This is a genomic window from Corynebacterium sp. CMW7794 (genome assembly GCF_001563605.1).
GTDB lineage: Bacteria > Actinomycetota > Actinomycetes > Mycobacteriales > Mycobacteriaceae > Corynebacterium > Corynebacterium phoceense.
In genome coordinates this window covers 22972-35568 of the sequence record NZ_KQ961711.1, presented here as the reverse complement: position 1 = coordinate 35568, position 12597 = coordinate 22972, and the positions used below count along the sequence as shown (strand labels likewise).

The 12597-nt window shown below is 64.8% G+C and carries 11 protein-coding genes and 1 pseudogene; 5 read left to right on the top strand and 7 right to left on the bottom strand.

The window, feature by feature from the left end; all coding sequences use genetic code 11:
- Positions 1–31: 31 nt before the first annotated feature.
- The 4 genes from glpX (at position 32) to HMPREF3227_RS01320 (ending at position 5096) form a co-directional block, all read left to right on the top strand.
- Entirely contained in the window at positions 32–1045 is a 1014-nt protein-coding gene (gene glpX / locus HMPREF3227_RS01335; RefSeq protein WP_066491288.1) for a class II fructose-bisphosphatase, read from the top strand.
- A gap of 197 nt (positions 1046–1242) precedes the next feature.
- The gene (locus HMPREF3227_RS01330; RefSeq protein ID WP_066491291.1) at positions 1243–2643 is read left to right on the top strand and encodes a class II fumarate hydratase; all 1401 of its coding nucleotides are present in this window, start codon (positions 1243–1245) and stop codon (positions 2641–2643) included.
- A gap of 264 nt (positions 2644–2907) precedes the next feature.
- Positions 2908–3531 carry a TetR family transcriptional regulator gene (locus HMPREF3227_RS01325; protein WP_066509591.1) on the top strand — a complete coding sequence of 208 codons (624 nt, stop codon included), beginning with the start codon at positions 2908–2910 and terminating at the stop codon, positions 3529–3531.
- The gene (locus HMPREF3227_RS01320; protein WP_066491294.1) at positions 3525–5096 is read left to right on the top strand and encodes an MDR family MFS transporter; all 1572 of its coding nucleotides are present in this window, start codon (positions 3525–3527) and stop codon (positions 5094–5096) included. Before HMPREF3227_RS01325 ends, HMPREF3227_RS01320 begins: the two co-directional genes overlap by 7 nt.
- A gap of 79 nt (positions 5097–5175) precedes the next feature.
- On the opposite strand, the gene HMPREF3227_RS01315 is transcribed toward HMPREF3227_RS01320, so the two are convergent.
- The 5 genes from HMPREF3227_RS01315 to HMPREF3227_RS01295 form a co-directional block, all read right to left on the bottom strand.
- A complete protein-coding gene (locus tag HMPREF3227_RS01315) occupies positions 5176–5733 on the bottom strand; it encodes a GNAT family N-acetyltransferase (RefSeq protein ID WP_066491297.1) in 558 nt (185 codons plus the stop codon).
- A 57-nt stretch (positions 5734–5790) separates the two neighbouring features.
- Positions 5791–6057: a hypothetical protein gene (locus HMPREF3227_RS01310; protein WP_066491300.1), complete on the bottom strand. Its 267-nt coding sequence runs from the start codon at positions 6055–6057 to the stop codon at positions 5791–5793.
- 107 nt (positions 6058–6164) lie between these two features.
- A complete protein-coding gene (locus HMPREF3227_RS01305) occupies positions 6165–7532 on the bottom strand; it encodes a PhoH family protein (RefSeq protein WP_066509618.1) in 1368 nt (455 codons plus the stop codon).
- A gap of 342 nt (positions 7533–7874) precedes the next feature.
- Positions 7875–8540, bottom strand: coding sequence for a hypothetical protein (locus HMPREF3227_RS01300; RefSeq protein ID WP_066509615.1), 666 nt, complete (start codon positions 8538–8540; stop codon positions 7875–7877).
- Between the two features lie 137 nt (positions 8541–8677).
- Positions 8678–9394, bottom strand: a complete 717-nt coding sequence (locus HMPREF3227_RS01295; RefSeq protein ID WP_066509589.1) for a LysR family transcriptional regulator substrate-binding protein — start codon at positions 9392–9394, stop codon at positions 8678–8680.
- Positions 9395–9428: 34 nt separating this feature from the next.
- On the opposite strand from HMPREF3227_RS01295, the pseudogene HMPREF3227_RS01290 reads away from it, so the two are divergent.
- A pseudogene (locus tag HMPREF3227_RS01290) lies at positions 9429–9782 on the top strand (DUF5997 family protein); the annotation flags it as partial.
- 241 nt (positions 9783–10023) lie between these two features.
- Here HMPREF3227_RS01290 and HMPREF3227_RS01285 read toward each other — a convergent pair.
- A complete protein-coding gene (locus HMPREF3227_RS01285) occupies positions 10024–10653 on the bottom strand; it encodes an aminotransferase class IV (RefSeq protein WP_066491312.1) in 630 nt (209 codons plus the stop codon).
- Positions 10653–12581 (bottom strand): chorismate-binding protein, encoded by a 1929-nt coding sequence (locus tag HMPREF3227_RS01280; RefSeq protein WP_066509587.1) that lies wholly within the window; start codon positions 12579–12581, stop codon positions 10653–10655. The genes HMPREF3227_RS01285 and HMPREF3227_RS01280 overlap by 1 nt, the downstream gene beginning before the upstream one ends.
- Positions 12582–12597 lie beyond the last annotated feature (16 nt).

Below are 12597 nucleotides of genomic sequence, written 5' to 3'. Positions count from 1 at the left end.
CGCATTTTTATTTCCAAGGAGCATCCTTTTCATGTCGGATAACACTTCGTACATGCCCGACCGCAACCTCGCTATGGAGCTGGTGCGCGTCACCGAGGCCGCCGCGCTGGCGTCGGGCCGCTGGGTCGGCCGCGGCATGAAGAACGAGGGCGACGGCGCCGCCGTGGACGCCATGCGCAAGCTCATCAACACCGTCGCCATGAACGGCATCGTCGTCATCGGTGAAGGCGAAAAGGACGAGGCTCCCATGCTCTTCAACGGCGAGGAAGTCGGCACCGGCGAGGGCATCGCCATGGACATCGCGGTCGACCCGGTCGACGGCACCCGCCTCATGGCCGAGGGCCGCCCTAACGCGATTTCCGTCATCGCTGCCGCCGAGCGCGGCACGATGTTCGACCCGTCCGCCGTGTTCTACATGAAGAAGATCGCCGTGGGCCCGGACGCCGTGGGCGTTATCGACATCAACGCCTCCGTCAAGGAGAACGTGGAGGCCGTCGCCAAGGCCAAGGGCATCCGCCCGTCCGAGGTCACCGTCGTGGTCCTCGACCGCCCGCGCCACAAGGAACTCATCCAGGAAATCCGCGACGCCGGCGCCAAGGTGCGCCTCATCATGGACGGCGACGTCGCCGGTGCCATCGCGACCTGCCAGGACACCAACTCCATCGACATGATGATGGGCACCGGCGGCACCCCGGAGGGCATCATCACCGCCTGCGCCATGAAGTGCATGGGCGGCGAAATCCAGGGCAAGCTCGCCCCGAAGGACGAGGCTGAGGCGGAGAAGGCACGCAAGGCCGGCCACGATCTCGACCGCGTCCTCGGCACCAACGACCTGGTCTCCTCCGATAACTGCTACTTCGCAGCCACCGGCGTCACCAACGGCGACATGCTCCGCGGTGTGTCCTACCGTGCCAACGGCGCCACCACGCGCTCCCTGGTCATGCGCTCGAAGTCCGGCACCATCCGTTACATCGACTCCCAGCACAAGCTGGCCAAGCTGCAGGAATACTCGGTGGTCGATTACTCCGACCCGAAGACCAAGTAGTTTTCCCTCGCCGCGCTTGCGGCCCCACGTGGGCACCGGCGGCGCGGCTTTTCCTCATTAGTAAGGCTCGTCACACACCGCTGTGCCCCGCACCGTGATGTGTTTGTGCATACTGGTTGCTAGCAAGTGTGACTTGTCCGCGGGCGCTGAAGAGCCTGCACTCCGAATCACGTTGAAGACAAAAAGGTGGAACATTCATGACTGAGTACCGCATCGAACACGACACCATGGGCGAAGTAAAGGTCCCGGTTGACGCGCTGTGGCGCGCCCAGACCCAGCGCGCAGTGGATAACTTCCCCATCTCCGGCCGCGGCCTCGAGGCTGCCCAGATCCGCGCCCTCGGCCTGCTCAAGGCTGCGTGCGCACAGGTCAACAAGGACACCGGCAAGCTCGACGCCGAGAAGGCCGACGCGATTATCGCCGCCGCCAAGGAAATTGGTGAGAACAAGCACGACGATGCTTTCCCCATCGACGTCTTCCAGACCGGTTCCGGCACCTCGTCCAACATGAACACCAACGAGGTCATCGCGTCTATCGCTCACAACAACGGCGTCGAGATTCACCCGAACGACCACGTCAACATGGGCCAGTCCTCCAACGACACGTTCCCGACCGCCACCCACGTCGCAGCGACTGAGGCCGCCGTCAACGACCTCATCCCGGGCCTCAAGGTCCTCCACGAGTCGCTGCTCGCCAAGGCCAAGGAATTCGCTGACGTCGTGAAGTCCGGCCGCACGCACATGATGGACGCCACCCCGGTCACCCTCGGCCAGGAATTCGGCGGCTACGCTCGCCAGATCGAGCTCGGCATCGAGCGCGTCGAGGCCGTCCTCCCCCGCCTGGGCGAGCTCGCCATCGGCGGCACCGCCACCGGTACTGGCCTCAACACCGCCGCTGACTTCGGTGCCAAAGTCACCGAGGAGCTGAAGAAACTCACCGGCATCGAGCAGCTCAAGGAGGCCGAGAACCACTTCGAAGCTCAAGCTGCCCGCGACGGACTCGTCGAGTTCTCCGGCGCCATGCGCACCGTGGCCGTCTCCCTCAACAAGATCGCCAACGACATCCGCCTCATGGGTTCCGGCCCGCTCACCGGCCTCGCCGAGATCCACCTCAAGGATCTGCAGCCAGGTTCCTCCATCATGCCGGGCAAGGTCAACCCGGTCCTGGTCGAGTCCGCTACCCAGGTCGCCGCTCAGGTCATCGGCAACGACGCTGCCGTCGCCTTCGGTGGCGCCTCCGGCCAGTTCGAGCTCAACGTCTACATCCCGATGATGGCGCGCAACGTCCTCGAGTCTGCCCGCCTGCTCGCCAACATCTCCCGCGTCTTCGCTGAGAAGTGCGTCGACGGCATCACCGCCAACGAACCGCGCATGAAGAAGTTTGCCGAGTCCTCCACGTCGATTGTCACGCCGCTCAACGGCAACATCGGCTATGAGAACGCTGCCAAGGCTGCCAAGCATGCCCTCCACGAGCACATCACCGTGCGCGAGGCCGTCATCGACCTCGGCTTCGTCGACGGCGAGAACCTCACTGAGGAGCAGCTCGACGAGAAGCTGAACGTTCTCACCATGACCAACCGCGACCGCGACAACTTCTAAGCCGCCTTCGCCCCACGCCCCAGCAGGTTTCTTTCCTGCTGGGGCTTTTGCCATGCCAGCTTCGCCGGCCCCCGACGGCGGCGGCGGAGTACTTTTTCGCCGCCAAAGCGCCTTCCCCGCGCGGATTCTCAGCGCTTCGTCGGCCCAAAAATCATCCCAGCACCGTCTGCCCTATGAGCCAGGTCTCTCTCAAACCCGTCAGTTCGCGAAAATCACCCACTGTGCACTTGGTGCAAGTTTGCACCGCGTGTAAAGTTGCACTCTGTGCAAGAAGAACTAACGTTACGCGAACAAAAACGGCTCGCCACCCGCGATGCCATTGAGGACGCCGCCACCAAGCTGGTGGACGAGCGCGGCTTCAACGACGTCACGGTGGAAGAGATTTGCGAAGCAGCGGGGATTTCTCGGCGCACATTTTTCAATTATTTCGATTCCAAGGACTCCGCCGTGCTCGGCGGGCCCAGCAAGGAATTCACGGAAGACGTTCGACAGCGTTTCCTCACCGAGCCCACGGACAACGTCCTCACCCTCGCGCTCCACGTCGTCGACGCACACATGGTCGGCCATCATCACGGAACCGTCGTCGCGGAGCGCCGTCAGCGCATCGCAACGCAACCCGAGGCCGCCATGGCGTCCATGATGCGCAAGCGTGAGAAGGCCCACGAAATTAAGCAGCTCATCGAGCAACGTCTCACCGCCGAGCCGGAGCTCCAGCGCCTGCCGGACTCCTCCCCGGCGACGGAAGCCATGATCATCGCGTCTTTCCTTCGCGAGGCCCTGTGGCTCGCTCTTGCCGGACCGGATATCGATTGCACTGAGCCCCTCGCAGACCGCCTCCACGGCGCGCTGCATCTCTTTACTGAATACGCGAAAGGAATCCAATGGTAGCTACTACCGAACCGGTTGCCCCGGCTGAAGGCGAGGCCCGGGCTAATAACCTCGGCCTGATTTTCTCTGCCCTGGTCCTCACCATGTTGATGAGCTCCCTGGGCCAGATGATCTTCTCCACCGCGCTGCCCACCATCGTGGGCGAGCTCGGCGGCGTCGACCACATGAGCTGGGTCATCTCGGCCTTCCTCGTCACCATGACCATCGCCATGCCGATCTCCGGCAAGCTGGGCGACATGATGGGCCGCAAGTGGCTCTACATCGGCGGCATCGCCGTGTTCGTCATCGGCTCCGCGATGGGCGGCTTCGCCCATGCCATGGGCCTGCTCATCGCCGGCCGCGCCGTGCAGGGCTTCGGCGCCGGCTTCATGATGATCTCCTCCCAGTCGATTATCGCCGAGGTCACCTCCTCCCGTGAGCGCGGCAAGTTCATGGGCATCATGGGCGGCGTCTTCGGCCTGTCCTCCGTCCTCGGCCCGGTCCTCGGTGGCTGGTTCACGGACGGCCCGGGCTGGCGCTGGGGCCTGTGGATGAACATCCCGCTGGGTATCCTCGCCATGATCGTCTGTACTCTCGTCCTCCACCTGCGCGTGGGCGATACCTCCATGAAACGCTTCGACTGGCTCGGCGCCACCTTCATCGCGCTTACGACCGCCTCGCTCATCCTCATGACCACGTGGGGCGGCACCGAATACGAGTGGTCGGATCCGATCATCCTCGGCCTGGCCGCCGTGGTTATCGTGGGTGCCATCATCACCGTTCTCGTCGAGACGAAGGCCAAGGAACCGCTTATCCCGGTGCACCTGTTCAAGAACCGCAACATGGTGCTCACCACCCTTGCCGGCACCGTGCTGGGTCTGGCAATGTTCGGCGTCCTCGGCTACATGCCGACCTACCTCCAGATGGTCCACACGCTCACCCCGACCAAGGCTGGTCTCATGATGATCCCGATGATGGTCGGCCTCATCGTGACCTCCACCGTCGTCGGCTTCATCATCGCCCGCACCGGCCACTACAAGGTCTATCCCATCATCGGCCTCGTGATTACCGCGGGTGCCCTGTACTGGATGTCCCGCCTCTCCGTCGAGACGACCCTTGTCACGCTCGGCTTCGAGTTCCTCGTCTTCGGCATCGGCCTCGGCTTCGTCCAGCAGGTCCTCGTCCTCATCGTGCAGAACTCTTTCCCCATCGCACTGGTCGGCACCGCTACCGCGGCAAACAACTTCTTCCGCCAGATCGGCTCCGCCGTGGGTGCGTCCCTCGTGGGTTCGCTGTTCATTCACAACATGAAGAACGAGCTTGCCGCCAACATGCCGGCCGCCATCAAGGAGATGGGCCCCGCCGGCGCCGAGTACGCCAAGCAATTCGCTGAGCAGGGCTCTGGCTCCTCGCACCTCACCCCGGGTCTCGTGGCGCAGATGCCGGAGACCATCCAGCACGTCATCCTCTCCGCCTACAACGATGGCCTCACCCCGGTTATCCTGCTTATGGTTCCGATGGCCATCCTGGCGCTCGTCCTCGTCCTCCCCCTGCGCGAGGAGCACCTCAAGGAAACCATCTCTTAAATCTCTGCGCTATCCTTTCGCACGAAGGCCGCCTGCAGCACTGCTGCAGGCGGCCTTTTGCTTGCTTTCCGATACCCCCTTAAGAGGCCGGCTTCTCCCCCGGCTTGGGCAGGAGCAGCTCATAGACTGCTGTGTCACGCCACTGGCCCGCGAGCTCGCCGTAGGTCATCTTCGCCAAGTGGGAGTACGTGCCCACCTTTTGGAAACCGCGCGAAATGTGCAGGCCTGCGGAGCCTTCGTTCTCCGGGAAGATCCACGCGTGGATGGCCCACTTGTGGAGCTGCTGACAGACCTCGATGAGCTTGTCGAGCAGCGCGCCAGCGATGCCGCGGCCGCGGGCGTCCGGGTGAATGTAGATGGAGTCTTCGACCACGCCGTGGAAGACGCTGCGCGAGGAGATAGGAGCGGCAGAGACCCAACCGAGGATCTTCGAGTCATCATCCGCTTCCACCGCAACGAACACGCTCGCCGCGATCTTGGAACGCTGGAACTGTTCCAGCGTGAGAGCCTTGGTCTCGTACGTCGCGTGACCCGTCTCGAGTCCATGCTCGTAGATGGCCCGCATCTGCGGATAGTCCTCGATACGGAACGGGCGCAGCACGAAATCCTTGCTACGTGTGGTGTCGTTTTCTGTCATGGCAATCCATTATTCCGCAGACTTCCGCGCCATGCACAGTTACGTTCACCCTCGGTTTTAGGAGGATGCCCTAAACAGCGTGTGGTACTGGGGCGTATTGATGGCGTTGAAGAAGATATCGGCGATGGCCACGAAGCCAAGCGCCACCGCGAATCCAATCGCGACGTCGAAGGGCACGTTCTGCGAGGACGCGTCCTTGCCCTTGGAGGACTGCGGTACTTCGATCCCGGCGTTGCTCGAGGTATTCGGCTGGGCGGCGTTCGCAACGGGGGTGGCGAGCAGTGCGGCGGCGACAGGTACGGCGATGAGCTTCTTCAAACGCATGTGCAAGAACTCCCTTGGGTCAACGAGCGCACGGCCTGGCAGCAGTGCGCGGCTAGGATTTCCACCCTAGCCGCTCCACCGCCCACACGAGAAGTCAGAACCGTTGCTTAGCGGCCGTCCTCGAGCAAGTCGGTCACGAGCTCGGCGATGGCCGAGCGCTCCGAGCGCTGCAGGGTGACGTGGGCAAAAAGCTCATGGCCCTTGAGCTTTTCGATGACTGCCTGGACGCCGTCGTGGCGGCCCACGCGCAGGTTATCGCGCTGCGCGACGTCGTGCGTGAGCACGACGCGGGAACCGCGGCCAAGGCGGGAGAGCACGGTGAGCAGCACGTTACGCTCCAGCGATTGGGCCTCGTCGACGATGACGAAGCTGTCGTGGAGGCTGCGACCACGAATGTGCGTGAGCGGCAGGACCTCGAGGAGCTCACGGTCCTGGACTTCCTCGATGACGTTGTCGGAGACCAAACCCTCGAGAGTGTCGTAAACGGCCTGGCTCCACGGGTTCATCTTCTCGCTTTCGGTGCCCGGCAGGTAGCCGAGCGACTGGCCGCCGACCGCATACATTGGGCGGAAGACGACGATGCGACGATGCTCATTGCGTTCCAGGACCGCTTCGAGGCCGGCGCACAGCGCAAGCGCAGACTTGCCGGTGCCTGCACGACCGCCTAGCGAGACGATACCGACGTTGGGATCCGCAAGAATGTCGAGCGCCACGCGCTGTTCCGCGCTGCGTCCCTGCAGGCCGAAGGCACCGACGTCGCCGCGCACGAGCTGCACCGCACCGTCCGCAGTCACGCGGCCGAGCGCGGATTGCCCCGCCGCGTTGAGCCGCACGCCGCAATGCACGGGCAGGTCCGCCACCGGCGTGCCGTCGTCCGTGTCCACGTCATCGAGAAGAATCGAGCCTTCGGCAAAGAGAGCATCGATATCCTCCGGCGCCACCTGCGCCGTCGCCATACCGGTGTAGCCGGTGAGCACGACGTCCTGGGCGTGGTACTCATCGGCGTCGAGTCCCACGGCGCCCGCTTTGACACGCAGCGGCACGTCCTTAGTCACCAGTGTCGTGTCCTTGCCTTCGTGCGCGAGGTTGAGCGCGCACGCAAGGATCCGATGGTCGCCCTCCGTGCCACGGAACGCTGCCGGCAGCAGGGACTGATCCTGATGATTAAGTTCGACGCGCACGGTGCCGCCGTCAGTATTGACAGGCACCGGCTCGTCGAGGCGTTCGTAGGTCTGGCGCAGGTCTTCGAGCATGCGCAGGGCCTGGCGTGCGAACCATCCCAGCTCGGGGTGGTGGCGCTTGCCTTCCAGCTCGGAAATGACGACGACTGGCAGCACGACGTCGTGCTCGGCGAACTTCCGCAGTGCCCAGGGATCGGACAACAAAACGGAGGTGTCGACGACATAGGTCTTGGTGCGCTGCGTGGTGGCAAAGGCAGACTCGACGCCGCTGGCGTCACTATCTTCGGTGCTCAAGGTGGCTGTTGTAGCGATATCGCTATGGAACATGACTTTATGGGCTTTCCTAGGTTGTGGTCACGCTCGCCGCAGGTGACCCACGGCGTCGCTTCGCGTGGTGCTCGCCGGCCCGATAACCGCGTCACCGAACCGGTTGTCCCCCACCGTAAGCAAGCAAGGTTACAAATTACAGCGTTGTAAGTGAACAGCGCGTGACCTTTCACCCGCCCGTGCGCATCCGCGCACATCTATCTCACGCGCCCCAACCGCCACCGAAGCACACCCCCAAGACGCCACAAGCGCCGACTCATTCGAGTCGGCGCCGGTGTGCATATCAGCGGTCGTCGCGACCGTGCACGGCTACTTCTTCTGAATATCGGCCGCGAACTCGCCACTTTCGCCCTTAACCCACTTCACGGTGGCGTTGGTGAACTCCTGGACCCAGCCTTCGCCGTCAGAGACGGCCTGCTCCGGAGACTCCGGCAGACCCAGGGACTCCAGGCCGCCCTCGGACTCGAAGGTCTCGGCAATCTTGCCGATAACCGGGACGGACTCGCCAGACTCGTTGTTAAAGGCCAACAGCTTATCCTTGGCGAAGGTGGCGACAGAGCCAGCATCAGAGTTGGTGATGTTCTGGATGTCGTCCATGGACATGCCCCACTCGGAAGCCTTGCTCTCCAGCGCGGAGGCGAAGGCGGCCGGGATCTCGAACTCGCCGGCGGCGGTGTTGATGGTGGTCTTCTCCCCATCGGCAGCGCCCTCAGAGCCAGCGCCCTCAGACTCGGAGCCCTCAGCACCGCTCGGCTCGGCGCCCTCGGAGGCGCCAGCGGACTCGGAATCCTTCATAGAATCCTTGGCGTTATCAACCGCGGAGCCAGCCGCGGCAGTAGCCTCGTTAGCGGCAGAGCCTGCGGTATCCTTTGCGGTATTCGCGGCATCCTCAGCGTCCGAGCCACAGGCGACCAGGCCGATAGCGAGGGAAGCAGTAGCGATACCAGCAGCAACGCGACGAGCGATAGTGTTCATGAAGAAATGACCTTTCATTAGGAATCTTTATGTTTGGACCCGTTTCTATAAGCAACGGCGTCTGCCATCGACCCTAATCGCACGTTCAGCAAATCCTCAAGATACTCTCAACCAAATGTGCCCCCGCTGACGGAGTTTTACCGCCGTTTGCCCCGCTGAGAGCCTTTCTTTCGTTTTGATAACGTTTGCTTGGATACCGATTTCTTGCCTTTAACGGCACCTGTCCGGCGCGCTTGCTTCGCCAAAGATTTTGCGCGCGCAGACTTTTTCTTCGTGTCCGTGCGCGACGAGTTCGGCGTACGCCCACGGGCGATTCCAACGAAGTCCTGAATGACTTCGCCGTCGTCCTCCTTGCGCCACACAAGGGCGATGAAGGTGCGGGGCGAGGGGGCGGAGGGGGCATCGGCAAGCGCGAGGGGCACGACCTGACGCTTGGAGAGCACCTTGAGCAGCGGGCGCGGGGCGACGACAATGCCGACGTTGGCCGCGACGATCTGAAGCGCGTCGCGCACAGCCTGCACGTCCACGACGCCAGTGTCCGGAATCCGGTAGTTGACAATCTCATCCGCGACATCCGCGGGGTTGACCGTCTCCCCCATCTCCGCGAGGATATGGTCCTTCGGCACCGCGATGCCTGGGGCCTCGTCATAGAGGCGCACCATGTGGAACGTGTCATCGATGCGGGGATCCCCAGCTTCCGGCACGCGCGCGAGTGCGAGGTCCGCGGAGCCGGCGAGGACGTCCGCGAGGGCGTCATCGGCATCCGCCGTGGCGAGCTCATGCGAGGTGTACTCACGGTAGCGGGTGAACCATTTCCCTGGCTCCGTGCCGGTGGCAAAACTAAGACGCAGCATGTTCCCCAGCTTACGGGGTGCTACGGTGGGAGCCATGACTCAACCAACCAGCCAGCCGTCGGGAACTGCCATGCGCCCGCAGACCGCGGCGAAGAAGCTCGGTATTTACCTTCCGGCCACCCCGGAAGAATTCCAGAACGGCGCCGTCACGCATGCGCAACTGCGCGAGCTCCAGGACAACCCGCCCCAGTGGCTTGTCACGCTACGCCAGGAGGGCCCGCACCCGCGTCCTGTCGTGGCGCAGAAGCTGGGCATTTCCGTCAACGCCATGAAGAAGAACGACATGGACCACCCGCTCACCACGGCCGAGATCAAGGCCCTGCTCGATGAGGCACCTGAGTGGCTCACCGCCGCGCGCAAGCAGCATGCTGAGCAGCGCGCCGGTGCTGCCGATGCCCCCGCTGCCGAGCGGCCTGCTCCCGGCACCGCCGTGGGTCCGTCGGTTGCGCACCGCGCCACAGAAACCGACGAAGACTAGTCCCGTTTCCCATCGCCGTTGCCTGCGGGCGCGGCGATTTTTCGTGTCTCCTTCACGAAGGCACTGTCCCGTTGGCAATAAGCGCAGGTCGCGCCATGACGCGGATTTTTCGCGACCAGCGCTTATTGCTGTTGGGACATGGCTTTCGTGCTTAGAGGCGCTCGGCGTACTGCCACAGGGCTGCGTTGAGAGCGGCGGCGTCGAGCTCGACGGCGGGCGCGGGGGTCGTCTGGCCGTCGTGGACCCACGCGACGACGGGCGTCAAACCGTGGAGGGCGCTCGCGACGAGAGCCGGAGATTTCTTTAATTCGGCGAGCGGGATGGCACGTCGGCGAGGCGCGGGCAGGAGTCCGGCCTCAACGACGGCGGTGACTGTGGTCGAGGCGAGGGTCTGAGATTCGGGAGCCTGGATCCAGTCACGGCCGTCAAAGACGAGGAGCGCGGCGTTGGCGGCCTCGAGCGCGTGACCGTTTGCGCGGAGCAGGGCGTCGTCGGCGCCATGTTCGCGGGCCTGCGCGCGCAACTCGCCGAGCATTGGCAAGTCAGGCCCCTTGACGCGCGGCGCGGTGCGTGGGTCCTCGCTCCCCGGGATCCACAGCGTGGTCGTGCGGCGCAGCGGCGGCGCGGGGCGGACGTCGACGCCAGCGTCGGTGATGCGGGGGAACCACTCGCCGGTGCACGGCACCGCGTCGAGGGACGGATAGCCAGCGCCGAAGCGGGCGCGATGCAGGTCGGGGCGGATGGCGCGGCCGTCGCGGACGAGGAAAGAATCGACGCGCATTAGAGCTCCACTCCCAGGGCGCGCAGCGGCCGCGTCTTCACGAGGGTTTCCTCCCACTCAGCCTGGGGGTCGCTCACGTGGAGCACGGCGCCGCCCATGCCGTAATACGCAGCCGGTGCGCCCGCGGCGCGAGCGTCGAGGCCGGGGATGACGAGGCCGCGGATGGTCATCGAGAAGTCCGCCGCGCCGTTCAGGCCGAGGTAGCCGTAGGCGCCGGAGTACACGCCGCGCCACGTGTCCTCAAGCGCGGCGATGATCTCCATCGTGCGCAGCTTGGGCGCGCCCGTCATGGAGCCGCCGGGGAACGCGACGCGGAGGACATCGACTGCGGTAGCGGCAGGTCGCGTGGCGGCCGCGGCGCGCAGGTGGCCTTCGATGACGCAGAGCAGCTGGTGGACCGTGGCGTAGCTTTCCACGATAAACGGCGCGGGCACGGCAACGCGTTCGCAGACGCGCGAGAGATCGTGGCGGACCATGTCGACGACCATGAGCAGCTCGGAGCGTTCCTTCGCGCCGGCGAGTTCGGACTTGAGTCGGGCGTCTTCGGCAGGATCATCGGAGCGGGGTCGCGTGCCCTTGATGGGCTTCGAGGTCACGCGGCCATTCGCGTCGACGGCGAGGAAAAGCTCGGGGCTCGTGGACAGCAGCGCGTTGCCTGCGAAGTCGATAAAGCCGCCGCGCGGCGTCGGGTTATCCGCGCGCAGGTTGAGATACGCACCGAGCGGCTCGGGGGCCGTCGGGAGTTCAAGGCGGTTGGTGAGGCAGACCTCGTAGGACTCGCCGCGCGCCATGGCCGCCTGGGCGCGGTCGATGAGCGCGAGGTAGTCGGCCTCGTCGTGGACGAGCCGCGCGGTGACCGGATGTCGCATGGCGGCGGGCGCGTCCGCGGTCGCCACGTCCCAGTCAGTGTCGCCACGCAGGCTCACACAATGGGTCACGCCGCGGGCATGGTCGATGACGACGGCGCGGTCAGTGAAGACGAACTCGGCGTCCGGGCCGGGCGCGTGGGGCAGGCGGCCGCGGAGAGCAGGCAGGACCTGCTCTCCCACCTCGTAGCCGAAGTAGCCCACCCAGCCGAGCGCGAAACCGCAGCCGGGTATCGGCGGGCCCACGCGGTCAGGCAGGCGGTGGGCAGCGAGTTCGGCGGAAAGCTCGGCGAAGACGTCGTCGCGGGTGACGTCGAAGGACAGATGCCGGGCGCGCGGGCCGGAGTCGTCGCCGAGGATGCTGAATTCGCCCTCGGCGAGCCAGAAGCGGTTGCCGGTGAGCTGCGCCGCGACGGCCGCCGGGTCGATGGCGTGATCGAGGGTGCGCACGGCGAAAAACTCGGACGCGTAGTGCGCGCGGGCGAGCTCCAGGAAATTCGCGATGAGCGCCTCGCCAGCTTCTGCGCAGACGGACTCGGGGTGGAATTGGACGGCCCAGCGGGGGCGTTCGGTAGCTGCTATGCCCATCACCATGCCGTCTTCGACAGCCGTAGCGTCGGTGAGCGTTGCCGTCACAGTAAAGCGCTCCGGAACCTCAGTGGCCGCGAGCGAGTGGTAGCGCACGACGGGCAGCGGATTAGGCAGACCGCGGAAGAGACCCGTGCCGTCGTGGGCGACGAGGGCTTCCTCGCCGTGGGCAGGGCGCGGAGCTGGTCCGACCGTGCCGCCGGCGAGGTGCACCATGGCTTGCAGGCCCAGGCATACGCCGAGGATCGGGCCATCGAACTCGCGCAGGACATCGGCGGTGATGCCCAGGTCCGCCGGGTTGGCTGGGGTACCGGGACCGGGTGAGATGAGGACGGCATCGGCAGCCGCAAGATCGACCGAAGCCCACGGGGTGTCATTGGGCACCACCGTGGGCTCGGTGTTGGTGACTCGTCGCACGTACTCCACCAGGTTGAAGGTGAAGGAGTCGTGGTTGTCGACGATAAGCAGGCGCATGGCCCGCTATTGTAGA

Bases quoted from the DNA above. Each gene is read 5' to 3' on its own strand.
- HMPREF3227_RS01330 (WP_066491291.1), top strand. From the start codon at position 1,243: ATGACTGAGTACCGCATCGAACACGACACCATGGGCGAAGTAAAGGTC.
- HMPREF3227_RS01280 (WP_066509587.1), bottom strand. From the start codon at position 12,581: ATGCGCCTGCTTATCGTCGACAACCACGACTCCTTCACCTTCAACCTG.
- HMPREF3227_RS01310 (WP_066491300.1), bottom strand. From the start codon at position 6,057: ATGCGTTTGAAGAAGCTCATCGCCGTACCTGTCGCCGCCGCACTGCTC.
- HMPREF3227_RS01320 (WP_066491294.1), top strand. From the start codon at position 3,525: ATGGTAGCTACTACCGAACCGGTTGCCCCGGCTGAAGGCGAGGCCCGG.
- HMPREF3227_RS01285 (WP_066491312.1), bottom strand. From the start codon at position 10,653: ATGCGCGTCGATTCTTTCCTCGTCCGCGACGGCCGCGCCATCCGCCCC.
- HMPREF3227_RS01300 (WP_066509615.1), bottom strand. From the start codon at position 8,540: ATGAACACTATCGCTCGTCGCGTTGCTGCTGGTATCGCTACTGCTTCC.
- HMPREF3227_RS01295 (WP_066509589.1), bottom strand. From the start codon at position 9,394: ATGCTGCGTCTTAGTTTTGCCACCGGCACGGAGCCAGGGAAATGGTTC.
- HMPREF3227_RS01315 (WP_066491297.1), bottom strand. From the start codon at position 5,733: ATGACAGAAAACGACACCACACGTAGCAAGGATTTCGTGCTGCGCCCG.
- glpX (WP_066491288.1), top strand. From the start codon at position 32: ATGTCGGATAACACTTCGTACATGCCCGACCGCAACCTCGCTATGGAG.